We start from the raw sequence: 24,525 nt of genomic DNA on the forward strand, positions 1-24,525 counted from the left end.
GTCCATGGAACGTCGTTCCTTCCTGTTGAAGGCCTCGGCCGTCGCCGCTACGGGTGCGCTGGCTGCCTGTGGCAAGGAAGACAAGCCCGCGGCGCCGGCCGCATCGGCCAGTGCCCCGGCCGCGCCCGCCGTCGTCGGCAGCAACCCCGCCGTGGAATGGCGCCTGGCGTCGAGCTTTCCGAAGTCGCTCGACACGATCTACGGCGGCGCCGAGACCCTGAGCCAGCGCGTGAAGGAACTGACCGACGGCAAGTTCAACATCAAGGTGTTCGCGGCCGGCGAAATCGTGCCGGGCCTGCAGGTGCTGGACGCCGTGCAGAACCAGACCGTGCAGATCGGCCACACGGCCGGCTACTACTACTTCGGCAAGAACCCCACGCTGTGCTTTGACACCACCATCCCGTTCGGCCTGACCGCGCGCCAGCAGAACGCCTGGATGCTGCAGGGCAACGGCATGAAGCTGATGCGCGAGTTCTTCAAGGAATACAACGTCGTCAACTTCATGGGCGGCAACACCTGCGCCCAGATGGGCGGCTGGTTCCGCAAGGAAATCAAGACCGTGGCCGACCTGCAGGGCCTGAAGTACCGCGTGGCCGGGTTTGCCGGCGTGGTGCTGTCGCGCCTGGGCGTGGTGCCGCAGCAGATTGCCGGCGGCGACATCTACCCGGCGCTGGAAAAAGGCACGATCGACGCGGCCGAGTGGGTGGGTCCGTACGACGACGAGAAGCTCGGCTTCTACAAGGTGGCGCCGTACTACTACTACCCGGGCTGGTGGGAAGGCAGCGCGCAGCTGTCGTTCTACGCGTCGCAGCCGGAATTCGACAAGCTGCCGGCGCTGTACAAGCGCGCGCTGGAAACGGCCACGATCGAGGCCCACACGAACATGATGGCCAAGTACGACACCGTGAACCCGCAGGCGCTGGCCCGGCTGCTGGAAAACGGCGTGAAGCTGCGCCCGTTCTCGAAGGAGATCATGGAGGCGTGCTTCAAGGCCACCCAGGACGCCTACGCCGAGGAAAGCGGCAAGAACGCGTCGTTCAAGAAGATCTACGACGACTGGCGCGTCTTCCGCAACAACGAGGCCGCATGGTTCAACGTGGCCGAGCAGGCGTTCTCGCAGTTCAGCTTCGCCCGCAAGCTGTAAGCGCTGGCTGCCCGCCATCCGAAAGACCCGGCTCCGGCCGGGTTTTTTCATGGCAAGGACCCTGCCCGGCGCCCGGCGCCACACCCCGGTAGAATCCGCCCCACAACGGGACACTACCCGGGAATCCTCCTCATGCAACTCGGCATTTTCTACGCCCTGCTGGCGTACATCATCTGGGGCCTGCTGCCCCTCTACATCAAGTCCCTGCACGGCGTGGCGCCGCTGGAAATCCTGCTGCACCGGATGGTCTGGTCGCTGGTGTTCCTGGGCGCGATCGTGCTCTGGCGCCGCCATTTCGGCTGGCTGCGCGAGGTGGCGGCCCGGCCGCGCCTGATCCTGAACTTCGCGGCCAGCGCCGGGCTGCTGTGTGCCAACTGGTTCCTGTACATCTGGGCCGTGTCCGCGGACCGCGTGGTCGACGCCAGCCTGGGCTACTTCATCAATCCGCTGTTCAGCGTGCTGCTGGGCGTGCTGCTGCTGCACGAGCGGCTGCGCCCGGTGCAGTGGCTGTCGATCGCCATCGCGGCGGCCGGTGTGTTCTGGCTGACGTGGACGGCCGGCCATCTGCCGTGGATCGCGCTGGGGCTGGCGGCGTCGTTCGGCGGCTACGGGCTGCTGCGCAAGACCGGCGCGCTCGGGGCGCTGGAAGGGCTGTCGCTGGAAACGCTGATCCTGTTCCCGGTGGCGGCCTCGGCGCTGGCGTTCCTGTTCCTGACCGGGCAGGACACCACGCGCGCCGCAGCCACGGGTACGCAAGTCCTGCTGCTGCTGGCGGGGCCGGTCACCGCGGTGCCGCTACTGCTGTTCGCGGCCGGCGCGCGGCGCATTCCGCTGTCGCTGCTCGGCCTGCTCCAGTACGCCGGGCCCACCATCCAGCTCGGGCTCGGCATCTGGCTCTACCACGAGCCGTTTCCGGCGCAGAAGCAGATCGGGTACGCGCTGATCTGGATTTCGCTGGCGATCTACGCAACGGAAGGCGTGCTGGTCAGCCGCCTCGGCCCCAAGCGGGTCATCGATGTGAAAAATGAAGCGGCATGAAAATAGTCGTAGATCATTGATGATGGGAATGGTCTACCCGCGCCGCGCCCTATTCCTGAAACCAGGCCGCCGCACTATACTGTACGTTTATACAGTATAGCCGCGCCCCCCAATGTCTTCCACCGTGCCCCGGCGCATCGCCCATCTCGACATGGACGCGTTCTATGCGTCGGTGGAACTGCTGCGCTATCCGGACCTGCGCGGCCAGGCGGTGGTGATCGGCGGCGGCCGCAACGCCATTCCCGAGACCCTGCCCGACGGCTCGCGCCGCTACGCGCGGCTGCGCAACTACGTGGGCCGGGGCGTGGTGACCACGTCGACCTACGAGGCCCGGGCGCTGGGCGTGTTCTCGGCCATGGGCATGATGAAGGCCGCCAAGCTGGCGCCCGACGCCATCCTGCTGCCGACCGACTTCGACGCCTACCGCCGGTACTCGGGCCTGTTCAAGGCGGCGGTCCGAACATTCACCGGACAAATAGAAGATCGCGGCATCGACGAGATCTATATCGATCTGACTGATGTCGACGGCGACGCGCGCGATGTGGCGGCGCGCATCAAGGCGGCCGTCCACGACGCCACCGGCCTGACCTGCTCGATCTGCGTGGCGCCCAACAAGCTGCTGGCCAAGATCGGCTCGGAACTCGACAAGCCCAACGGCCTGACGATCCTGACGCCGGCCGATATCCCGCTGCGGATCTGGCCGTTGCCGGCGCGCAAGGTCAATGGCATCGGCCCCAAGGCGGCCGAAAAGCTCCAGGCCATCGGCATCGAGACGGTCGGGCACCTGGCCGAAGCCGACCTGGGGCTGCTGCAGGCCCATTTCGGCCGCAACTACGCAAGCTGGCTGGTCGAGGTGGCCCACGGGCGCGACGAGCGGCCGGTGGTGGTCAGTTCCGAGCCGAAGTCGATGAGCCGCGAGACCACGTTCGAGCGCGACCTGCATCCGCGCGGCGACCGCCCCGTGCTGTCCGAGCAGTTCACCAAGCTGTGCATGCGCGTGGCCGACGACCTGCGCCGCAAGGGCTACGTGGGCCGGACGGTGGGCATCAAGCTGCGCTTCGACGATTTCCGCACCGTCACGCGCGACCTGACGATGACCGCGCACACGGCCGATGGCGGCGAGATCCGGCGCGGCGCCACCGAATGCCTGAAGCGCATCCCGCTGGAGCGGCGTATCCGGCTGCTGGGCGTGCGCGTCAGCGCGCTGATGCCGGCCGCCGAGCAGGGCGACAACCCCGCGCCGGTGCAGGAGGCGTTCCGCTTCGACGACGAGGACGAGCTGGACGAGTAAGAAACCCCGCCGCCAGCACATCTATCTATCTCCCGGTAGAATCGGCGGCGCTCCCGGCCCGATGCCGGGGCATCATCCCGAGCCGCCCCCATGACCTCCACCACCGCCGCGCGCCCCGCCGCCCCCGCCGCCTGGATCACCCCCTTGCTGGCCGTGGCCTGCGGGATGATCGTCGCCAACCTCTACTACGCCCAGCCGCTGGTCGGGCCCATCGCGCAGGCGCTGCATCTGTCGCCGGAAATCGCCGGGCTGATCGTCACGCTGATCCAGATCGGCTATTGCGCTGGGCTGCTGCTGCTGGTGCCACTGGGCGACATCGTCGAGAACCGCCGCCTCGTGCTGGTGCTGGTGGCCGGCTGCGCCGTGGCGCTGGTGGCCGCCGCGCTGGCCACGCACGCGGGCGTGTTCCTGATCGCCGGCTGCATGATCGGGCTGTGCTCGGTGGCCGTGCAGGTGCTGGTGCCGTTTGCCGCCCACCTGGCGCCCGAGCACGCGCGCGGGCGCGCCGTCGGCAATGTCACCAGCGGCCTGCTGATGGGCATCATGCTGGCGCGCCCGGTGTCGAGCCTGGTGTCCGACGTGCTCGGCTGGCACGCGATCTTTGCGGCGTCGGCCGTGGCGATGGTGCTGCTCGGCGTCGTGCTGGCGCGCAAGCTGCCCCGGCGGCAGCCCGCGCCGGGCCCGAACTACCTGCAGACGCTCGGCTCGATGGCCCACCTGCTGCGTACCCAGCCTGTGCTGCGCCGCCGGGCCGCGTACCAGGCCAGCATGTTCGGCGTGTTCAGCCTGTTCTGGACCACCACGCCGCTGTACCTGGCCGGGCCGGCCTTCCACCTGTCGCAGACCGGCATCGCGATCTTCGCGCTGGTAGGCGTGGCCGGGGCGATTGCCGCGCCGATGGCCGGCCGCTATGCGGACCGCGGCCACGGCCGCCAGATGACCGCGCTGGCGCTGGCGCTGGGCGCCGGATCGTTCCTGCTCAGCCGCGTGGGCGCCGAGGGGTCGATGCTGTCGCTGCTGTCTCTGACCGTGGCAGCGGTCTTGCTGGACTTTGCCGTGTCGACCAACCTCGTGATCGGCCAGCGCGCGATTTTCTCGCTGTCGGCCGAGCACCGCAGCCGGCTCAACGGCCTGTACATGGCGATCTTCTTCGTCGGCGGCGCCATCGGGTCGTCGGTCGGCGCCTGGGCCTACGCGCGCGCCGGCTGGCCGCTGGCAAGCTGGATCGGCTTTGCCCTGCCCGCGCTGGCGCTGGTCTACTTCCGCACCGAGCCGCGCTGAAGTCGTCGGCTTACTACGTCTCCCTGCACCGCCACGCCGCGCCGTGACGCCGGCTTGATCGCCGGCAGGTGCCGGCGATGGCACGCGCGCATCGGCTGCACTACACTTGGCCGCTGAAGTTCCGAGCAGCAGTCGTCGTGCCATAGCCCGCCACCGGCGGCGGGCCTTGCCGGGGAGACGTTCGATGACGTGGCGCAAAATGCTGCCGCGGCCGCGCTGGCTGCCGCGTGCGGCGCTGATGCATCCGCAGCGCGTGGTGGTGGTGGGCTTCGGGCTGGCGATGCTGATGATGTTGATCGTCGGCGCGCGCGACCTGTACCAGTTGCGCGAACGCGTGCTGTCGCTGCGCCAGCACGAGCTGACGCTGCGCGCGCTGGGCGTGGAGGCCGTGTTCGCGGCCGAGCGGTCCAAGCTGACGTTCGTGCGCGACTACGCGCAGCAACTGATCTCGATCCACGAGGCCGGACTGGCCGAACCCGACCCCGCCGTGGAGCGCGCCTTTGCCGCGCGCAACACGCCGGTCTGGCAGATGGATGTGCCGCTGGGCGACGCGCCGGTGGTGGGCGTCGCGCCGGCGCTGCTGGAACCGCTGGAAGGCTTCGAGCGCCGCGACGCGGACCTGCGCGCCGACCTCTACGCGGCCCGCCAGCTCAGCCACGTGCTGGGCCTGAGCCTGCACAGCACCGAGGACCGCGACGGCACGGTCACCTTCATCTCCAGCAACGGGCTCTACGTCACCTACCCGCCGCGCGGCCCCGACAAGGCGCCGGCGCTGTTCCAGCGTTTCAGCAACATCGCCTACTACCGCGAGCTGCTGCCCGCGCACGATGCCTCGCAGGACCTGCGCTGGACGCGCCTGTACACCCAGTTCGAAAGCACCGAGCTGCGCACCACGCTGAGCATCCCGGTCTATGTGTCCGGCCGCTTTCGCGGCGTGGTGGCGGTGGATGTCAAGCTGCCGCGCCTGCGCGCGCTGATCGGCACGCCCGAAGAGGCGCAGGTGTCGCGCCTGCTGATGGACCGGCGCGGCGCGATCATCGCGGCCAGCCAGCACAGCATGCGCGTCGACATGCGCTGGCCCGAAGACGTGGACCCCGCCTGGCGCCGCGTGCCGCCGCAGGACCTGTTCGACAAGGGCGCCGGCCGGCGGCACGCGGACGACGCGTACCTGCTCTACCAGCCCGTGGGCGACCAGGGCAACTGGATGCTGCTGGAAACGTTGAGCGACGCCGACCTCGCGCGCGCCGTCATGCAGCGGATCAGCGTGCCGCTGCTGGCGATCTGGCTGGCGCTGCCGCTGCTGATGTTCGTGACGCTGCGCGTGGTGACGCTGCTGTTCAACCACTACCTGGCCGCCGGCGAGAAGATGCAGCGGCTGGCCGAGACCGATCCGCTCACCCAGCTTGCCAACCGCCGGCACTACAGCGAGCAGTACGGCAAGGCCGCGGCGCGGCGGCGGCGCGACGGCTCGCCGCTGGCCATGCTGATGCTGGACATCGACTTCTTCAAGCGCGTGAACGACCGCTGGGGCCATGCCAGCGGCGACCTGGTGCTGGTGGCGCTGGCCGGCGCGCTGCGCGCGAACCTGCGCGAGCCGGACCTGCCCGCGCGGCTGGGCGGCGAGGAATTCGCGGTGCTGCTGCCCGATACCACGCTGGCGCAGGCCACCGAGACGGCCGAGCGCCTGCGCCGCGTGGTGGAGGCCACGGTGGTCGCACCGGCCGCCGACGCGCCGCCGCAGGCGGACGGTGACGGCCGCATCCGCTTTACTGTGTCGATAGGCGTCGCAGAAGCCGGGACCGACGCGTGCCCGACACTCGATGCCATGCTGGCGACGGCCGACCGCCGTCTATATGCCGCCAAGCAAGCGGGCCGCAACCGGGTGTGCGCGGCTGATGCGCCGGCCGGCAATGCACCGGTGCCGCCTGTCCAGGGATGAGGCAGTTCATGGCCACTCCTTCGGCTGGGGTCAACGCAACAGGAACGCGATGTCGTCGGCCGTGATGACCGACACCGGGATGCCCTTGCGCCGCTGGAACAGGATGTGTTGCTGCACGCGGCTGCGCTGCTCGGCAAACGTGGCGGGGTCGATCGGCGTGCCGCTGCGCGCGTAATGCTGCACCAGCAGCTTGTAGGCACGGTGGCGGATCTGCAGCGTCTCGTTGTCGGCGCGCAGGCGCTGCCATTCGGTGGGGCTCAGGTCCAGCGTGTGGTTGAGTTCGTCGACGGTACGCGCGTGCAGGTCGCGGTAGAGATCGCGCTCGGCTTCGGCGCGGTGCAGCTCGTCGCGCAGCGCCATGATCTTGTGCTGCAGCTTGAGCGTCTGCCCGACGGCCGCCTGCATGCCCTTGGCGGCTTCCAGCGCCTGGCTGGCGGCGGCCATGGTGCTCTTCCACAGGCCGCGGTCGGCGTTGGCGTCGAGCTCCGGCGGCCAGCCGTCGGCGGGCTTGATGGTGGTATCCATTGAATGACCCCTGAAACGTCTTTTTCTTGACTGCACCCGAAAGCCGGTCTCCCGGCAGGTCCCGAAACGGCCAGCGCCTCGTGGTGCGCCGGTCCTTGTCATGGCGTTGCACTGTCCGGTCGGCAAGTCGGTGCGGCAGGCAACTGAAACCAATCGTAGTGAGATGTCAGACGTGCGCCAAGTCAAAGATGTGCAGATCTGATTTGGTCGCTGCGACGATGCCAAAAAACGACAGGGCGGCCGGCTACCCCACGTAAACCCCGATCGCCGGACGGCCGTTTTGACAGGGTTTTGACAGTTTCGCGCTTCTAGAATCCGGGCCATGGCCGCCGTTGTGTCCGCACGGCAACCACCGAACATTCCAAGAACAGACAGGAGACCGCGATGCCCCGCACGCTTGCCCGCTTGACCCACGCCCTCGCCGCATCGGCCGCGCTGGCCGCCGCCGTGGCGGCCGCCCCGGCCTACGCGGTGGACAACCTCAAGGTGATGATCGGCGCCAACCCCGGCGGCGGCTATGACCAGACCGGCCGCTCCATCGGCGCGGCCATGGTGGCGGCCGGCACGGCCAAGACGGCGTCCTACGACAACAAGGGCGGCGCGGGCGGCACCATCGGCCTGACCCAGTTCGTCAACACCGACAAGGGCAACCCCAACGCGCTGATCGTGACCGGCGCGGTGATGGTGGGTGCCATCGAGACCAACCGCCCGCCGGTGACGCTCAAGAACGCCACGCCCATCGCACGCCTGTTTGCCGACACGATGGTCATCACGGTGCCGGCCAGCTCGCCCATCAAGTCGATGAAGGACCTGACCACGCAGCTCAAGGCCAACCCGGGCAGCGTGAGCTGGGGCGGCGGCTCGAAGGGTTCGATCGACCACATCCTGGCCGGCCTGATCGCCAAGGACGTGGGCGTGGACCCGAAGAAGATCAACTACGTGCCGTTCCAGGGCGGCGGCGAGGCGTCGGCGTCGATCCTGGGCGGCCACGTGACCGTGGGCATCGCCGGCGTGTCCGAATTCCTGCCGTTCATCAAGACCGGCAAGATGCGCGCGCTGGCCGTGACGTCGAAGGACCGCACCGCCGACATCCCGACGCTCAAGGAACAGGGCGTCAACGTGGAAATCTACAACTGGCGCGGCGTCTACGGCGCGCCCGGCATCAGCGCCGACCAGCGCAAGGCCCTGATCGACGCGGTGGTCAAGGGCACCGAGAACAAGGTCTGGAAGGACGCGCTGCAGAAGAACGACTGGACGCCGTTCCTGCTGACCGGCGACGAGTTCGGCAAGTTCGTGGACGCCGAGTCCGCGCGCCTGGGCGCCACGCTGCGCGAACTGGGCGTGGCCAAGTAACGATCGCGCCCGGCTGGGGGACCGGCCGCCGGCCCGCGCCGGCCGGCCGCCCCCCAAGCCCGAATCACCCTGTCGCCCTGCCCCGCGGCCGCCGCCTGGCCCGCGCGGGCGACGGGCGCCCTGAAGAGTCCCACCATGAAACCATCCCACGTCTGCATCGGCGTCGCCGTCCTGGCGCTGTCCGTGTTCTTCTTCGCCGGCATCCCGGGCATCTCGGGCGACGAGGGCTACGCCGGCCTGTCGCCGCGCTTCGTGCCCACGCTGGTGGCCATCGGCCTGGCCGTGTGCGGCGCGCTGCTGCTGTGGCAGGGCGTGCGCGGCGGCTTCCGCAACATGCCCGAGGAAGACGCCGAGCTGCCGTCGGCCCCGCACAACTTCAAGGGGCTGCTGTGGGTGGCGGCCGGCCTGGTGGCCAACATGGCGCTGATCGGCACGCTGGGCTTCGTGTTCTCGTCGACGCTGATGATGGTCTGCGTGGCGCGCGGCTACGGCAGCCGCCGCATCGTGCGCGACGCGCTGATCGGCCTGCTGCTGACGGTGCCGATGTGGGCGCTGTTCGATTTCCTGCTCGGCATCAACCTGCCGCTGCTGCCGGTGGCCGGCTTCTGAGCCGCCGCAACTACGGGAGGACCCTGACATGGATACCCTGAACCAGCTCATGCACGGCTTTGCCGTGGCCATCACGCCGATCAACCTGATGTGGGCGCTGGTCGGCTGCTTCCTGGGCACCGCCATCGGCGTGCTGCCCGGCATCGGCCCGGCGCTGACCGTGGCCATGCTGCTGCCGCTCACGGCCAAGGTGGAACCCACCGCCGCGCTGATCATGTTCGCCGGCATCTACTACGGCGCCATGTACGGCGGCTCGACCACGTCGATCCTGATGAACACGCCGGGCGAGTCGTCGACCATGGTCACGGCGATGGAAGGCAACCTGATGGCCAAGAACGGCCGCGCCGGCCCGGCGCTGGCCACGGCCGCCATCGGGTCGTTCGTGGCCGGCACGATCGCCACGGTGCTGCTGTCGATGTTCGCGCCGGTGGCGGCCGACGTGGCGCTGCAGTTCGGGCCGGGCGAGTACTTCATGATCATGCTGCTGGCGTTCACGACGGTATCGGCCGTGCTGGGCTCGTCGCTGCTGCGCGGCATGACCAGCCTGTTCCTGGGCCTGGGCATCGGGCTGATCGGCATGGACTCGCTGTCGGGCCAGACGCGCTACTCGATGAACATCCAGGAGCTGTACGACGGGGTGGACATCGTGGTGGTGGCCGTGGGCCTGTTCGCGGTGGGCGAGGCGCTGTTCAACGCGTTCTTCCCGCAGCCGGACGGCACGTTCAACCGGCTCAGTTCGGTGCACATGAACAAGTCCGACTGGAAGCGGTCGATCCCGGCGTGGATCCGCGGCACGTTCATCGGCTTTCCGTTCGGGTTGATCCCGGCCGGCGGCGCGGAGATCCCGACCTTCCTGTCCTATGCGGCCGAGAAGAAGCTGTCCGACCACAAGGACGAATTCGGCAAGGTCGGCGCCATCGAGGGCGTGGCCGGGCCGGAGGCGGCCAACAACGCGGCGGTGACCGCCACGCTGGCGCCGCTGCTGACGCTGGGCATCCCCACGTCGAACACCACGGCCATCCTGCTGGCGGCGTTCCAGAACTACAACCTGCAGCCGGGGCCGATGCTGTTCCAGACCTCGGGCGACCTGGTCTGGGGCCTGCTGGCGTCGCTGTACATCGGCAACGTGATGCTGCTGGTGCTGAACCTGCCGGCCATCGGCCTGTGGGTGCGCATGCTGCGCGTGCCGACGCCGCTGCTGTACGGCGGCATCCTGATCTTCGCGGGGCTGGGCGCGTACGGCATCCGCCAGTCGTGGTTCGACCTGCTGCTGCTGTTCGTGATCGGCCTGCTGGGCATGGCGATGCGCCGCTTTGACTTTCCCACCGCGCCGGTTATCGTCGGCCTGATCCTGGGGCCGATTGCCGAGAAGCAGCTTCGCAACGCGCTGTCGATTGGCCAGGGCGACTGGAGCCTGTTCGTCAAGCAGCCGATCTCGGCCACGATCCTGGCGATGACCGTCGGCGTGGTCGTGATCCCGCGCCTGCTGCGCTGGCACGCCGGCCGCACGGCCGCGCGCGCCGCGGCCGACAACGCGGCGTAGGCCGCCGCCGGCTGATCCCGTCGGGCGCCCTCCCCGGCCGCATGGCCGCCCGGAGGGCGGGCGCGTCCGGCCCCTGTATCATTGGCGCAAACCATATCCGCGCGCCGAGGAGACCGGGACGTGCCTGCCAACACCTTCACCCTTGCCGACATCGACGCCACGCTCGACCGCGTGCTGGCCCCGTGGGTGCGCCAGCTTGGCCTGCGCGCCGAAGGCGTGGACGCGCAGGGCGTGACGCTGCGCCTGCCGTTCCAGGAATCGTTCCGCCACGCCGGCGGCGTGGTGTGCGGCCAGGTGCTGATGTCGGCGGCCGATACGGCGATGATCGTCGCCATCTCCGCCGCGCTCGGCGCGTTCCGGCCGATGACCACGGTCAGCCTGACCACCAACTTCATGCGTCCGGTGATCGACGGCGACGTGCAGGTGCGGGCCAACGTGCTGCGCCTGGGCAAGACGGTCGTGTTCGGCGAGATCGAACTGACCGGCCAGGACGGCAAGCTCGCCGTGCAGGCCACCACCACCTACGCGCTGCTTTGAATCCCGCGATGTCCACGTCCGCGCACCAGCCCTTCGACCAGATCGTCTTTGCCGGCGGCGGCAACCGCTGCTGGTGGCAGGCCGGATGGTGGGACACGGTGGCGCCCGAACTGGGCCTGCGGCCGCGCGTGATCGCCGGCATCTCGGCCGGGGCCGCCACGGCCTGCATGGTCTATGCGCACGATTCGCACCAGACCATGGCCTACTACCGCGACGTGCTGGCCAACAACGCGCGTAACGCGTACTGGGGCAACCTGCTGCGGCGCGAGCGCGTGTTCCCGCACTACGGCATCTATCGCAATGCCCTGCTGTCGCTGTTCGGCGACAACCGGCTGCAGCGGCTGCAGCAGGCGCCCGAGATCCGCATCGGCGTGGCGCATATCCCGCGCTGGACCGGCCCGCGCCTGGCCGTGGCGGCCGGGCTGCTGGCGTACAACATCGACAAGCACCTGCTCAAGACGCTGCATCCGCGGCTGGGCCGCAAGCTGGGATTCCACCCCGAATTCGTGCTGGCGCAGGATTGCCGCTCGCCCGAGGCGCTGGCGGACCTGCTGCTGCAGTCGGCATCGACGCCGCCGTTCACGCCGGTGCTGCGCCGTAACGGCCGCGCGGTGCTGGACGGCGGGCTGGTGGACAACGTACCCGTCGATGCGCTCGACGCCACGCCGGGCAACGTGCTGGTGCTGGTGACGCGGCTCTATCCGCGCCCGCGCCGCTTCGTCATCGAAACCGGCGGCCAGCGGCGGCTGTACCTGCAGCCGTCGCAGCGCGTGCCGATTTCGAGCTGGGACTACACGCGGCCCGAAGCCATGACACACGCTTACGAGCTGGGCCGGCGCGACGCGGCGACATTCCTGCGCGAGTGGCCCGACATCCAGAAGGAACTGCTGCCGGCGACATAGCGGGAACGCGCCCCCGGTGGCGCCGGTCGATTGGTTGGCAAGCGGCGGTATCGTCCTTTCGCGCGATACGCCGGACAGGCAAGGAGGATTGAATGGCAAGACGTCAGGCATCAACCGAAACCCCAACCCCGGCACCGGCCACCAAGCCGCGCCGCCGTGCCAGCGAGGCCAGCGCCGAACCGGTGGTGGAGCGCGTGCCGCGCCGGCGCGACGCGAAACCGAAGGCCCGCCAGGCAGACCTCGTGGTCATCGGCGCCGGCTCGGGCGGCGTGGCCGCCGCGCGGCGTGCCGCATCGCTCGGCGCGCGCGTGATCCTGGTGGAACGCGACGCCATCGGCGGCACCTGCGTCAACCGCGGCTGCGTGCCGAAGAAGATGCTGTCGTACGGCGCCGGGTGGGCGTCGATCCTGTCCACGTGCCTGTCGCACACCGGCGGCAAGGAAGACTGGCGCGACGCCATCGTGCGCGTGAACGCCGAGGTGGCGCGGCTCAATGCCTCGTACAAGCAGCGGCTCAACGAGGCTGGCGTCGAGATCTGGCACGGCGCGGCCACGTTCAACGACCAGGGCGACGTGCTGGTCGGCAACGAGGTGGTGCGCGCCGGCAAGGTGCTGATCGCCACGGGCGCCAGCCCCATCGACCTGCCCGTGCCGGGCGGCGAACTGGTCAGCTCGTCGGACGACCTGTTCACGTGGCAGACGGTGCCGGCATCGATCGTGGTGATCGGCGGCGGGTATATCGCGGTGGAAATGGCGTCGATTCTGTCGCGCTATGGCGTCAAGGTGGACCTGCTGGTGCGCGAGGACCGGCTGCTGCCGAAGTTCGACCACGACATCGCCGCCGCGCTGGCCGAGGCGCTGGTCGCCAAGGGTATCCGCGTCCACTTTCGCGCGGAGGTGTCGATGGTGTCGCAGTCCAACGGCGCCTTCGAGGTGTGCTACACGCAGGCCGACAACCCCGGCCGCCAGCAGACGGTGCGCGCGCAGGCGGCGCTGGCGGCCATCGGACGCAAGCCGAACGTGTCGGGGCTGGGGCTGGAAGCGCTGGGCGTAAAGCTCGACCGCAAGGGCGGCATCGTCGTCGACCGCCAGTTTCGCAGCAGCGTGCGCGCCATCCACGCCATCGGCGACTGCATGGCCGACAACGTGCACCTGACGCCGGTGGCCGTGGCGCAGGGCCGGTGGCTTGCCGACCGGCTGTACGGCAAGCGCGGCGACCGTGTCGACTTCGATTTCGTGCCGACGGCGGTGTTCTGCGAGCCGGCCATCGGCGCCGTGGGGCTGACCGAGGCGCAGGCCATCGAGGAAGCCGGCGGCAAGGCCGACCGCGTGCGCACGGAGATCCGGCGCTTCGTGTCGCTGGAAAACCGCTTCGGCGGCGTGCCGCAGCCGTCGGTGTTCAAGCTCGTGTTCAACGCGCGCAACGACCGCCTGCTCGGCGTGCATCTGATGGACGGCGCGGCACCGGAAATCGTCCAGACCATGGCGCTGGCGCTGCGGCTGGGCGTCAAGGCGTCGCACCTGAAGACGACGATGCCGCTGCATCCGAGCGTGGCCGAGGAACTGTTCGGCTGAGCCTTCGGACGCCGGAATTCGTCGATTTACGCAAAGCGTGACAGCGCCGTTGCATTGCTAGGCGACGGGACGGGGAGTGCTTAGAGTGGCCGCCAGAAAGCATCCTGGCGTATCCCCTCGACCATGAAACCGTTCCGTCTCGTCGCGGCGCTGCCGCTCGGCATCGCCGTCCTGCAAGGCTGCGGCATCCAGCCCGCCGCCGCTCCCGCACCCACCCCGCGCGCGGCCTCCGCGGCCGTGTTGACCCTGCCCATCGCACGCGGCGAGCGCTGGATCGCCGACGCCACCGACGCCAGCGGCCACCCGCTGCGCATCCTGCTGGATACCGGCACCACGTTCGCGCTGTTCGATGCCGACGGCCCGGTCGCCACCCGGCCGCTCGCGCAGGCAGACCGCGACCGCCTGCTGGCGCAGGGAGCGATCCTGCGGCCCGTCGATGCGTCGGGACTGGAAGTGGAGACGCCGACCGGATCGACATGGATGCCGCTGGGCCTGGCGCCGGCGCTGCGCATCCAGCACTGGTCCATCCCGGCCGGGCAGCTCGCGATGGTGTCCGACCTCGACGGCTTCAACGCCCGCGCGAACCGGCCCATCGACGGCATCCTGGGCATCGAGGCCATGCGCCAGTTGACATGGCGTGCCGACCATGTGGAAGGCCGCCTGACCGCATACGCCGACACCCCGCCCGCGCACGACTGGCAGCAGTGCACGTTCCTGACGCTGGAAACGTCGCAGCGCATGCCGGTAATCCCCTACGCCCTGCCGCCGGACCGCGGCGGCTTCCTGGGCATCGACACCGGCTCGAACGGCGAACTGACGATTCCGACTGACGATTTCGACCGCATGGCCGACGCCCGCGAATTCGACGGCCTGGGCTGGACCTGGGGCCACGGCCTGTCCGGCGAGCCTGCGTTCGCACGCGAGGGCCTGCTGGCCGGCATGCAGATCGGCCGCCAGCGGCTGCCGAAGCTGTCCGTGGAACGCCGCGACATCAGCCCCCAGATCGGCCTGGGCGTCCTGGCCCGGATGGACCGCTTCGAGCTCGACTTCCGCCACTACCGCTTCTGCTTCGACATGACCCCCGACGCGCGCGACAGCCACGTCTCCACGCTCGGCGCGGCCCTGACCCGCACCGACGCCGGCATCCGCGTGCAAGCCTTGACCCCCGAAGGCCGACTAGGCCGCAGTGGCGCACGCGAGGCCGACGTCATCGTCACGATCGACAAGACGGACGCGGCAACGCTGACTAGCGCGCAGATCGAGGCACGGCTGGAAGACCCGAAAACCGCGGAGATCGGCGTGCGGCGGGCGGGGAAGATGGTGGGGGTGGGGTTGGTGAGGATGTAGCCGTCAGGGCTGGCTCGATCAAGCGCCAGCCGGGCGAGAATCTGTCACCAGTCGAGCTGCTGGGGCGCGATGCCCAGTGCGGCGGCGATCTTCTCGCGGCTCGACTTGCGCAGCTTGTCGCTGCTTTCCTGCTGGGCGTAGGCGCCCTGCGTGATGCCCAGCTTCGCTGCCACCTGGGCCTGTGTGAAGCCCAGATGTTCGCGCCACGCCTTCACCGGCGTTGCGCCATCGACAGCGCGGCTGACCACTTCGTGCGGCACGTAGTTGGGATCGCGCAGCCGCTCGGCGCGCCGTTCAGCCATGTACTGGGCGTAAGGGACCACCACATACTCCGGCTTGCCGTCCGGGCCGTGGATGATCTGGAAGTTGTTGGGTGCGTTCATGGGATGCCCCTGTTGATATGCGTGGGTGCGGCGGGGCCGGTTTGCTCCGGGCCGTCTGTCAGTAGGTCTGTTCGTTTCGAAGTTTCACTTCCTGTATCGACACGATCCTCACCTTCCCATCGAAATCGAATATCACGCGATAGTTTCCAATCCGCAGCCTGTAGCCGGACGTCTCGCCTTTAAGCTGCTTGACGTTGGCGCAGTCCGGCATGCCCCTCAATGCGTCCACTCCATCGCGTATCGGCCTCTGATGCTGAGGGTCCAGCTTGCGTAACTGCTTGGCAGCCTTCACCGACCAGAGGATCGTGTTTTCCAATGGCTTTTCCATGGAGACCCTATTATACGTTTTTTATTAGTTTTTCAGCACGAATATTAGTTTTGCCGCTTGCGCCAGGCACACCCGACGTGCAGCGTTCGAACCGTACTACTGGCTGGCAGGTCCGTTCGTTGACACTCGTCAGCAGAGCTGACGGCAGCAGGATTTTTGGCGTGCGAGCGATGAGCCGAAGACTTCGGCTTCGTGCAGCGGGATGGGTCTAGCTGAATGCCAGGAGATGTGGCGTGGATGGTCGCTCTCGTGCGAGAGCACGCGACGGAACTGCGAAGCAAAACAAAAACGGACGCCAAAGCGTCCGTTTGCGAATTCTGGTGGCCTGGGACGGAATCGAACCGCCGACACAAGGATTTTCAATCCTCTGCTCTACCGACTGAGCTACCGGGCCAAAGAAGCGAAACTATAACGGGCGGGACCGGACGCGTCAAGCGTTTTCTGAGCGGCGCTTACTGCTCGGTTGGCTCGGGCTTGTTGCGGCCCAGTTCCACGCCAAGCTGCTTGAGCTTGCGGTAGAGGTGCGTGCGCTCCAGGCCCGTTTTCTCGGCCACGCGCGTCATGCTGCCGTGTTCGCGCACCAGGTGGTATTCGAAGTAGGCCCGTTCGAACAGGTCGCGTGCTTCGCGCAGCGGCATGTCGAACGAGAACTGCATCTCGCCCTCGGGCACGCCGCGCGACGGGTTGCCGTTGGTGGCGGTCTCGGCGGGCGTCTCGGCCGGCGCGGCGACGGTGCCGGGCGCTTCGGGCGTGCCGGACGGCGTCATCGGGGCGGCGGCCACGGGGGCGGTGCGCGGGCGCTCGACGCCGCGGGCCAGCCCGGCTTCCACGGCCGACAGCAGCTTCTGCAGCGCGATGGGCTTTTCCAGGAAGTTCAGCGCGCCGATCTTGGTCGCTTCCACGGCGGTATCGATCGTGGCGTGGCCGGACATCATGATCACCGGCATCGTCAGATAGCCTTGCGCCGACCACTCCTTGAGCAGCGTGACGCCGTCGGTATCCGGCATCCAGATATCGAGCAGCACCAGGTCGGGTGTGGCCTGCGCGCGGAATTCGCGCGCCTTCTGGGCGTTTTCCGCCAGCTCGACCACATGTCCTTCGTCACTGAGGATCTCCGAGAGCAGTTCCCGGATTCCCATTTCGTCATCGACTACGAGGATCGTTGCCATACTTCCCCTCTTAACCCCACCGCAGCGCAGACCGGAGGCGCCGGTGCGCTAGATTGACTAAGCCAGCTTAACGAACAGGATCGAGATCTGGGCACCCGTGATCTCGCTACCGTTCATGCGATTGCGCAGTTCGATGCGCGCGCCATGTTCGTCAATGATCTTCTTCACCATCGCCAGCCCGAGACCCGTACCCTTGGCTTTCGTGGTCACATACGGTTCGAACGCTCGACTCAGGATGCGCGGTGCGAATCCGGGACCATTGTCCGTAATGGACAACTTGACGGCTTGCCGGTCTTCGCCGGCGGAATCTTTGTATTCTACAGTCTCGGTGTGCAGAGTGATATGGGGCGCCGCCCTACCGGCCGCGACGTTGTCCGCCGCCGCATCCTGCGCATTCTGCAGCAGGTTGTGGATGACCTGGCGCAGTTGCGTGGGATCGCCCTTGATTTCAGGCAGGCTGGGGCCCAGCGCCGCATGAATCACCGGGTGCTCGTGCACGGCCGGATCGTCGATGCCGTACAGGTGCAGCACCTCCGCCACCAGGCCGTTCAGCGCCAGCGACTGCATCACCGCTGGCGGCGTCCGCGCATAGTCGCGGAAGTCGTCCACCATGCGTTTCATCGCCGCTACCTGGTTAACGATCGTGGTGGCCCCGCGCTTGAGCACTTCCGCGTCGGACTGTTCCAGCTTGGGCGACAGCTTCATCTGCAGGCGCTCGGCCGATAGCTGGATCGGCGTCAGCGGATTCTTGATTTCGTGGGCCAGCCGCCGCGCCACCTCGCCCCACGCCACCGAGCGCTGGGCCGAGATCACGTCTGAAATATCGTCGAACACCACTACGTAGCCCGGTTCGTCGCGGCTGCCGCCCGGCAGGTGGGCGCCGCGGACCAGCAGTGTGAGCGGCTGTTCCTCGTCGCCCTGGGGCAGTTCGATCTGCTTCTGCCAGTGCTGCGCGCCGCCCAGCACCTCGCGCGTGGTCTGCTCGGAAAACGCCTGCCGCACGATATCGGCGAAGTCGCCCATGCCCGGAATCTGCTCCACCGGCTGGCCCAGCACGCCGCCCAGCGGCTGGCGGAAGATGCGCTCGGCGCCGGGGTTGGCCGTGATCAGCGTGAAGCGGCGGTCGAAGACCAGCACGCCGGCGGTCAGATTCTGCAGCACGCTTTCCAGGTACGCCTTCGACTGCTCCAGCGCCACGCGGTTGTCTTCCACCGCCATGCGGGCCTCGGCAAGCTGGCGCGTCATCTGGTTGAACTGCTGCGTCAACTGGCCCAGCTCGTCGCGGCTTTTCAGTTCGCGCTTGGGCGACAGGTCGCCCTCGGCCACTTCCTTCGTCCCCTGCAGCAGCATCAGCAGCGGCCGCGCAAGCTGGCCGCCCAGCAGCAGCGCCAGCATCACGGCGATGAACACGGCCAGGAACAGCGTCAGCGTCAGCGTGCCGATGTACATCTTGCGCAGGCCCGTGCGGCCCAGCGCCTTTTCCTGGTATTCCTGGTACGCGCGCTGAACTTCGTCGGCATTGCGCGCCAGCACGGCCGGCACCGGGTGCACCACCTGCAGGTAGCGTTCCTCGCGCACGGTGTCGCCGACCAGGCCGAAGCCGGTGGCGGGCGCGTCTTCCGGGCGGCGTTCGATCGACAGGCCCGAGCCGGCCCAGCGGCTGCCCGGCGGCACCAGCCGGCTGCGGGCGCGCGCGGCGGCCGCGGCGGCGTTGGCGCTGGCCTGCTCGGCATCGTCGGGCGTGGCGGCCGGCGCCGGGCCCAGCGGGATGATCACGCGGATGCGGTACAGGTGGCTGCTGTCGACGTTGACCGGCGGCTTGTCACCGCCCGTGGGGTCGGTGCCGCCTTCCACGGCCGCATAGCCGCCGGCCATGCGGGCCTGCTCGGCCAGCACGCCCGAGGGGATGTCCGGCACCAGCGCGGCGTAGCTGCTGGACGCGGTGGCCAGCACGCGGCCGCTGCCGGTGAAGATCGCCGCTTCCTGGATGCCGTACTGCTCGCGCAGCCGGTTGAGCTGCAGCGAACTGGCCATGCTCGACGCGCCGGTAAGCTGGTCCGCCATCAGCCGGGCCTTGCCCTGCAGGTCGGCAAGCTGGCTGTCGATGGTGGAGCGGCCCAGGTTCAGGCCCGCCTCCAGCGCGTTCTCCACGCGCACGTCGAACCACGATTCGATGCTGCGCGACACGAACTGCAGCGACACCAGGTAGATCAGCACGCCCGGCAGCACGCCCACCACGCCAAAGAACACGGCCAGCTTGCTCATCAGGCGCGTGCCGAACTTGCCGCGCCGGTAGCGGATCCACAGCGTCAGCGCCAGCGCGCCCACCGTCAGCACCAGCAGCGCGCCAACGACCAGGTTGACCTTGAAGAGCAGCGTGAAATAGCGGTCGAAGAACTCGGTATTGGCCGATGCCCCGGCCAGCAGCCCCACCAGCACCAGCGCCAGGAAGACGATGATCGCCACCACCACGCGATACAGCACGCGGCGGAACTTGCTATCCCATGGATTGCGGTTCATGGCTGGCTGGCCGGCTGGACCAGTTGGTTTGGCGACAGCACGTTCGACACGGTCTGCGCGAACGGCGTGCGCACCTCGGCCGACGGGGCCGACGCGGGCGCGGGCGCCGATCCCGGCATGGCCGGCGGCGCGGGTGGCGCCACGGGGGGCGCGGGCGGCGGCGGGGGTGGCGGCGCGTCGAGATTCGTCGGCACCGTGTAGTTGAAGCGCTTCCAGTCCGACGACAGGTTCCAGTCGCGCGTATTCACCGCGTTGATCTGGAACGGCTTGGGCAGCTGCGACAGGTCCAGCCGCATGCGTGTCTCGGCGTGATAGGTCTCGCCCAGCTTGACGTCCCGGCGCTCGAACACGCGCCAGCCGCGCACCTGCTGGATGAACTGCAGCGCGCCCTTCAGGCGGTTGAACGGCAGTTGCAGGCCGCCGGTGGAGACGCGGTACTGCCGCGTCAGCGGCTGGTACGACAGCCGCACGGCGCGCGACGTGTTGACCGGCTTCTCGTCGAACCAGTACCAGCGCGCGCGCGACAACTGGAAGTCGACGACGAAATAGAGCGAGATGCCTTTATGCAGCGCGTCTTCCAGCGCCGGCGGCAGGTCGAAGTCGAACGCCGCGGCGAGCTCGAAGCCGCCGTCCTGGTAGTCGATGCGCGCCTCGGTGGTCTCGATCAGCTGCGCGCTGGCATGGGGCACGTGCACCAGAAGCGCCAGCATCAGCAGCGCCACGGCATACCACGCGCGGCACAGCCCCCACGCGCCGGCCAGCGGTGCTGCCGGCCATCCGCGCACCGCGCGGCCGGGGGCACGTAGGACGAACAGGCGCAGCAGGCTGGGCATGGGTGGATGGGTTCAGGCGCGTTTCTGGAAGCGGGCGTAGTAGAAGCCATCGTGGTCCGATGGCAGGCTTGCCTGGCCGGCAATCCCGCGACCGGCCGTTTCAGGCGCCTCGATGCCGGGCAGCAGTTGCCCCGGCGCCTGCAATCGTATCGCATCTGGAAGCTGCGCACCAAACCAGCGCGCCTGCGCCTCGCCTTCCGTTGGGAAAATAGAACAGGTCACGTAGACCAGGATGCCGCCCGGCTTCAGCAGCGGCCAGAGCTGCGAGACGATGCGCCGCTGCTCGGTCATCAGCCTGGCCACGTCCGATTCGCGCCGCAGCCAGCGGATATCGGGATGGCGCCGCACGATGCCCGACGCGGAGCACGGCACGTCGGCCAGGATGCGGTCGAACGGCTGTCCGTCCCACCAGTCCTTCGGACGGCTCGCATCGCCGACGATCACGTCGGCACGCTGGCCCAGCCGGGCCAGGTTGTCGTGGATGCGCGCGGCGCGGTCGGCGTCGCTTTCCACGGCCGTGACGTGGATGTCGGCCAGCTCCAGCAGGTGACCGGTCTTGCCGCCCGGCGCGGCGCAGGCGTCGAGCACGCGCATGCCATCGGCCACCTCGCACAGCGGCGCGGCCAGTTGCGCGCCGGCGTCCTGCACCGACACGTCGCCCTCGGCAAAGCCGGGGATCTGCGTCACCGGGAACGCGCGCACCAGCCGCACGGCCTGGTCGCCCACGGCCACGCCGGCCAGCCCGGCGTTGGCCAGCGCCTGCAGGTAATCGGCCACCGAGATGCGCCGGGTGTTGACGCGCAGCGTCATTGGCGGCCGCGCGTTGACGCGCTCGGCCAGCGCCATCCACTGGTCCGGATAGGCGCCGCGCAGTTGCGCCAGCCACCACGCGGGCAGGTTCCAGCGCGCTTCGTCATCGGCCATGACCTTCGGCATCAGCGACTGGCGCTCGCGCAGGAATCGACGCAGCACCGCGTTGACCAGCCCCCGCGCATGCGCGGTCTTGGGCTCGGACGCCGCCGCGCTGACGGCCTGGTCGACGACGGTGAACGCGGCATAGCCGCCACGGCCCACCTTGCTGCCGTCGCCGTCCTCGCCCTCGATCAGCAGCGCCAGCGCCACGGCCAGCAGCGAATCGACAAGGGCGCCGGGCGGGCGCGTCACCAGTTCGGTGACCAGCGCGCGCGTGGTGCCGAACAGGCGCACCGAGCGGTAGGCCAGGTCCTGGATCGCGCCGCGCGTGGCGGCGTCGCGCACGCGGTCCAGCCGCAACTGGGTGGCTACGTCTTCGAGGGCCTGCGGCAGGGCCGTGCCTTCGTGCACGCCGCGAACGGCCGCGGCGGCACCGAGCATCTGGAAGGCAAGGGAATCGTGAGGCAGGCGCATGGGAAAAATCTGTCAGGCAACGTCGGGGAATGGCGCGGGCACAAAAATGCCCGCCGGTTCCGGAGGGAACTCAGCGGGCAGTTTACCCGGAGTCGCGGGGCGTCAGGCCGGATACGTGCCGGTCTGGGCCATGTGCATCAGGCGCGCAATGCGTTCCTCGGTGGCCGGGTGGGTCGAGAACAGGTTGGCCACGGCCCCGCCCGACAGCGGGTTCATGATCATCATCTGCGCGGTGGCCGGGTGCGCCTCGGCCGCCTGGAACGGGATGCCCTGCGCGTAGCGGTGGATCTTGTCCAGCGCGGCGGCCAGCGCCTGCGGGTCGCCGCTGATCTCGGCGCCGCCGCGGTCGGCCTCGAACTCGCGCGCCCGCGAGATCGCCATCTGGATCAGCGAAGCGGCCAGCGGCGCCAGGATGGCCACGGCGATGCCGGCGATCGGGTTGCTCCGGTTGCCGTTCTCGTCGCGCCCGCCGAAGAACATCGCCATGTTGGCCAGGGCCGAGATGGCGCCGGCCATGGTGGCGGCGATGGTCGACGTCAGGATGTCGCGGTGCTTCACGTGCGCCAGTTCGTGCGCCATCACGCCGCGCAGCTCGCGGTCGGACAGCACGCGCAGGATGCCGGTCGTGGCGGCCACCGCCGCGTGCTCGGGGTTGCGGCCCGTGGCAAACGCGTTCGGCGCGTCCTCGTTGATCAGGTACACGCGCGGCATGGGCAGCTGCGCGCGCTGCGCCAGGTCCCGCACCATGTTGTAGAACTGCGGCGCGGTGCTGGCATCCACTTCCTGCGCGTTGTACATGCGCAGGACCATCTTGTCCGAGAACCAGTAAGAAAAGAAGTTCATGCCGAGCGCGATCAGCAGCGCGAACATCATGCCGCTGCGTCCGCCGATCATCCCGCCGATGACGATGAACAGCGCCGTGATGGCGGCCATCAGCATGAAGGTCTTGACCCAGTTGAACATGGCTTGCTCTCCAGAACGATCGTTTCGATCACGCGCGTACCCGCCCCTGCGGGACGCGATGACCGTTAGATAGGGTCCGGGCCGCGGAAATTCAATGTCGGCGGCAGGGTTTTGGCGGCGGGTGCGCCGGGCGGGCGGGGTGCGGGAAGTGTCTCAGGCGCCGCCCCGGGCCTTGCGGGTCAGCCGGGCGTGCCGGGGATTTGGCAGCGCGTGCCGGGGGGCAGCGGCATGCCCTGCAGGAATTGCTGGGCCGGCTGGCGGCGGCCGCCCGGTTTCTGGAGTTCGGTCACCTGCAATGCGCTGCCCCCGCCGCACGCGATGATCACGCCGGCGGCGTCGGCCGCCAGCACGGTGCCAGGCGGATGCGGCAGGCTCGTCGCGGCGGCCAGCGGCAGCGCCTGCCAGCACTTGATCAGCGTGTCGCCCACCTGGATCGTCGCGCCCGGGAACGGATTGAACGCGCGCACCTGGTTGGCCAGCGCGGCGGCCGGACGGGTCAGGTCCAGCGGCGCCTCGTCCTTGGCGATCTTCTCGGCGTAGGTCACGCCCGCCTCGGGCTGCGGCGTGGCGGCCAGCGGCTGGCCGGCGGCCAACTGGCGCAGCGCGTCGACGATCATGCGCCCGCCCAGTTCGGCCAGCGTGTCGTGGAGCGTGCCGGTGCTGTCCAGCGGGCCGATCGGCACCGCCTCGCGCGACAGCATCGCGCCGGTGTCGAGCCCCTCGTCCATCTGCATCAGCGTAATGCCGGTCTCGGCATCGCCGGCCTCGATGGCACGGTGGATCGGCGCCGCGCCGCGCCAGCGCGGCAGCAGCGAGGCGTGGATGTTCAGGCACCCATGGCGCGGCAGATCCAGGACTTCGGCCGGCAGGATCAGGCCGTAGGCGGCCACCACCATCACGTCGGGCGCGATGTCGGCCAGCGTGTCGACGGCGGCGCCGGCTTCCTCGGGGTACTTGCCGTGGCGGCGCAGCGAGCGCGGCTGCAGCACCGGGCCCAGGCCCTGCTCGATGGCAAACTGCTTGACCGGGCTGGCCTGCAACTGCATGCCGCGCCCGGCGGGCCGGTCCGGCTGGGTCAGGACGGCCACCACCGGAAACCCGGCGGCGTGGATGGCCTCAAGGGCCGCGCGCGCGAATTCGGGGGTGCCGGCAAACGCGACGCGCAGTGGCTGGGCTTGAGTCATGACAGAAATCCGCGTGTGGAAACGACACCGGCCGCATGGCGGCCGGTACGGGATGAAGCGTTGGAAGGTGTAACGATAGCAGACGCCACCGCGGGTGGCCGCCCCCTGTTACATCCTCACATGCGGGCGCGCACGCGCTTCTGGAGCTTGCTCCTGATGCGGTTGAGCTTGAGCGGCGACAGGTATTCGACGAAGACCTTGCCGTCCAGGTGATCGATCTCGTGCTGTATACATACAGCCAGCAGGTCGTCGGCGTCGATCTCGAAGGTCTCGCCCTTCTCGTTCAGCGCGCGCACCTTGACGCGGTCCGGCCGCTCCACGCGGTCATAGACTTCCGGCACCGACAGGCAGCCCTCTTCCCAGACCTTGCGGTTGTCGCTGGCCCAGACCACCTCGGGGTTGATGAAGACCATGAGCTGGTCGCGCGTCTCGGAAATGTCGATGGTGATCACGCGCTCATGCACGTCCACCTGCGTGGCGGCCAGGCCGATGCCGGGCGCGTCGTACATGGTTTCGGCCATGTCGCGGACGAGCTGGCGGATGCGGTCGTCCACCACCGCCACGGGCTTGGCCACCTTGTGCAGGCGAGGATCGGGGTAGGTGAGGATGTCGAGTTTGGCCATGATGCTCGGGCGCAACGCCGGTTGCGGTCGCCTGCCCGGCCGGCGTTGCGGCG

22 protein-coding genes and 1 tRNA gene are annotated in these 24,525 nt (G+C 68.9%); 12 read left to right on the top strand and 11 right to left on the bottom strand.

The annotated features are described in order from the left end of the window. Positions 1 to 4 precede the first annotated feature (4 nt). The 5 genes from EPAKOI_RS16260 to EPAKOI_RS16280 all read left to right on the top strand — a co-directional run bounded on the left by EPAKOI_RS16260 (position 5) and on the right by EPAKOI_RS16280 (position 6,693). Positions 5 to 1,144, top strand: a complete 1,140-nt coding sequence (locus EPAKOI_RS16260; RefSeq protein WP_124682868.1) for a TRAP transporter substrate-binding protein — start codon at positions 5 to 7, stop codon at positions 1,142 to 1,144. Positions 1,145 to 1,276: 132 nt separating this feature from the next. Then, positions 1,277 to 2,182, top strand: coding sequence for an EamA family transporter RarD (rarD, locus tag EPAKOI_RS16265; RefSeq protein WP_423192621.1), 906 nt, complete (start codon positions 1,277 to 1,279; stop codon positions 2,180 to 2,182). A 112-nt stretch (positions 2,183 to 2,294) separates the two neighbouring features. Further along, positions 2,295 to 3,473, top strand: a complete 1,179-nt coding sequence (gene dinB / locus EPAKOI_RS16270) for a DNA polymerase IV (RefSeq protein WP_124682866.1) — start codon at positions 2,295 to 2,297, stop codon at positions 3,471 to 3,473. A 90-nt stretch (positions 3,474 to 3,563) separates the two neighbouring features. Next, complete coding sequence (locus EPAKOI_RS16275) at positions 3,564 to 4,754, top strand: MFS transporter (RefSeq protein ID WP_423192622.1); 1,191 nt, start codon at positions 3,564 to 3,566, stop codon at positions 4,752 to 4,754. Positions 4,755 to 4,938: 184 nt separating this feature from the next. After that, the gene (locus EPAKOI_RS16280) at positions 4,939 to 6,693 is read left to right on the top strand and encodes a diguanylate cyclase (RefSeq protein WP_423192623.1); all 1,755 of its coding nucleotides are present in this window, start codon (positions 4,939 to 4,941) and stop codon (positions 6,691 to 6,693) included. A 30-nt stretch (positions 6,694 to 6,723) separates the two neighbouring features. On the opposite strand, the gene EPAKOI_RS16285 is transcribed toward EPAKOI_RS16280, so the two are convergent. Next, positions 6,724 to 7,218: a hypothetical protein gene (locus tag EPAKOI_RS16285; RefSeq protein WP_423192624.1), complete on the bottom strand. Its 495-nt coding sequence runs from the start codon at positions 7,216 to 7,218 to the stop codon at positions 6,724 to 6,726. A gap of 384 nt (positions 7,219 to 7,602) precedes the next feature. On the opposite strand from EPAKOI_RS16285, the gene EPAKOI_RS16290 reads away from it, so the two are divergent. The 7 genes from EPAKOI_RS16290 (at position 7,603) to EPAKOI_RS16320 (ending at position 15,083) form a co-directional block, all read left to right on the top strand. Continuing rightward, on the top strand, positions 7,603 to 8,571 hold the full coding sequence (locus EPAKOI_RS16290; protein WP_124682862.1) for a Bug family tripartite tricarboxylate transporter substrate binding protein: 969 nt from the start codon (positions 7,603 to 7,605) through the stop codon (positions 8,569 to 8,571). A gap of 135 nt (positions 8,572 to 8,706) precedes the next feature. Further along, on the top strand, positions 8,707 to 9,180 hold the full coding sequence (locus tag EPAKOI_RS16295) for a tripartite tricarboxylate transporter TctB family protein (protein WP_423192625.1): 474 nt from the start codon (positions 8,707 to 8,709) through the stop codon (positions 9,178 to 9,180). 28 nt (positions 9,181 to 9,208) lie between these two features. Further along, positions 9,209 to 10,723: a tripartite tricarboxylate transporter permease gene (locus tag EPAKOI_RS16300; protein ID WP_124682860.1), complete on the top strand. Its 1,515-nt coding sequence runs from the start codon at positions 9,209 to 9,211 to the stop codon at positions 10,721 to 10,723. A 120-nt stretch (positions 10,724 to 10,843) separates the two neighbouring features. Then, the gene (locus EPAKOI_RS16305; RefSeq protein WP_423192626.1) at positions 10,844 to 11,260 is read left to right on the top strand and encodes a PaaI family thioesterase; all 417 of its coding nucleotides are present in this window, start codon (positions 10,844 to 10,846) and stop codon (positions 11,258 to 11,260) included. Between the two features lie 8 nt (positions 11,261 to 11,268). Continuing rightward, complete coding sequence (locus tag EPAKOI_RS16310) at positions 11,269 to 12,162, top strand: patatin-like phospholipase family protein (RefSeq protein WP_313837316.1); 894 nt, start codon at positions 11,269 to 11,271, stop codon at positions 12,160 to 12,162. 92 nt (positions 12,163 to 12,254) lie between these two features. Then, positions 12,255 to 13,736 carry a dihydrolipoyl dehydrogenase family protein gene (locus tag EPAKOI_RS16315; RefSeq protein ID WP_313837318.1) on the top strand — a complete coding sequence of 494 codons (1,482 nt, stop codon included), beginning with the start codon at positions 12,255 to 12,257 and terminating at the stop codon, positions 13,734 to 13,736. A gap of 123 nt (positions 13,737 to 13,859) precedes the next feature. Further along, a complete protein-coding gene (locus EPAKOI_RS16320) occupies positions 13,860 to 15,083 on the top strand; it encodes a hypothetical protein (RefSeq protein WP_423192627.1) in 1,224 nt (407 codons plus the stop codon). 44 nt (positions 15,084 to 15,127) lie between these two features. Here the strand turns inward: EPAKOI_RS16320 and EPAKOI_RS16325 are convergent, their stop codons facing one another. The 10 genes from EPAKOI_RS16325 to def form a co-directional block, all read right to left on the bottom strand. Continuing rightward, the gene (locus EPAKOI_RS16325) at positions 15,128 to 15,466 is read right to left on the bottom strand and encodes a helix-turn-helix domain-containing protein (protein WP_423192628.1); all 339 of its coding nucleotides are present in this window, start codon (positions 15,464 to 15,466) and stop codon (positions 15,128 to 15,130) included. A gap of 58 nt (positions 15,467 to 15,524) precedes the next feature. Next, positions 15,525 to 15,782, bottom strand: coding sequence for a type II toxin-antitoxin system RelE family toxin (locus EPAKOI_RS16330; protein ID WP_423192629.1), 258 nt, complete (start codon positions 15,780 to 15,782; stop codon positions 15,525 to 15,527). Positions 15,783 to 16,112: 330 nt separating this feature from the next. Further along, positions 16,113 to 16,188: transfer RNA gene (locus EPAKOI_RS16335), tRNA-Phe, on the bottom strand. 58 nt (positions 16,189 to 16,246) lie between these two features. Beyond that, positions 16,247 to 16,963, bottom strand: coding sequence for a response regulator (locus EPAKOI_RS16340; protein WP_124682853.1), 717 nt, complete (start codon positions 16,961 to 16,963; stop codon positions 16,247 to 16,249). 57 nt (positions 16,964 to 17,020) lie between these two features. Beyond that, positions 17,021 to 19,483, bottom strand: a complete 2,463-nt coding sequence (locus tag EPAKOI_RS16345) for a sensor histidine kinase (protein ID WP_124682852.1) — start codon at positions 19,481 to 19,483, stop codon at positions 17,021 to 17,023. After that, positions 19,480 to 20,316 carry a DUF4390 domain-containing protein gene (locus EPAKOI_RS16350; protein WP_124682851.1) on the bottom strand — a complete coding sequence of 279 codons (837 nt, stop codon included), beginning with the start codon at positions 20,314 to 20,316 and terminating at the stop codon, positions 19,480 to 19,482. The genes EPAKOI_RS16345 and EPAKOI_RS16350 overlap by 4 nt, the downstream gene beginning before the upstream one ends. A 12-nt stretch (positions 20,317 to 20,328) precedes the next feature. Then, complete coding sequence (rsmB, locus tag EPAKOI_RS16355; RefSeq protein WP_124682850.1) at positions 20,329 to 21,702, bottom strand: 16S rRNA (cytosine(967)-C(5))-methyltransferase RsmB; 1,374 nt, start codon at positions 21,700 to 21,702, stop codon at positions 20,329 to 20,331. Positions 21,703 to 21,804: 102 nt separating this feature from the next. After that, entirely contained in the window at positions 21,805 to 22,665 is an 861-nt protein-coding gene (gene htpX, locus EPAKOI_RS16360; RefSeq protein WP_313837360.1) for a zinc metalloprotease HtpX, read from the bottom strand. A 179-nt stretch (positions 22,666 to 22,844) separates the two neighbouring features. Next, positions 22,845 to 23,849 (bottom strand): methionyl-tRNA formyltransferase, encoded by a 1,005-nt coding sequence (fmt, locus tag EPAKOI_RS16365; RefSeq protein ID WP_423192630.1) that lies wholly within the window; start codon positions 23,847 to 23,849, stop codon positions 22,845 to 22,847. Between the two features lie 116 nt (positions 23,850 to 23,965). After that, a complete protein-coding gene (gene def / locus EPAKOI_RS16370; protein WP_124682847.1) occupies positions 23,966 to 24,472 on the bottom strand; it encodes a peptide deformylase in 507 nt (168 codons plus the stop codon). Positions 24,473 to 24,525 lie beyond the last annotated feature (53 nt).

This window comes from Cupriavidus sp. H18C2 (assembly GCF_049393795.1).
Lineage (GTDB): Bacteria > Pseudomonadota > Gammaproteobacteria > Burkholderiales > Burkholderiaceae > Cupriavidus > Cupriavidus pauculus_C.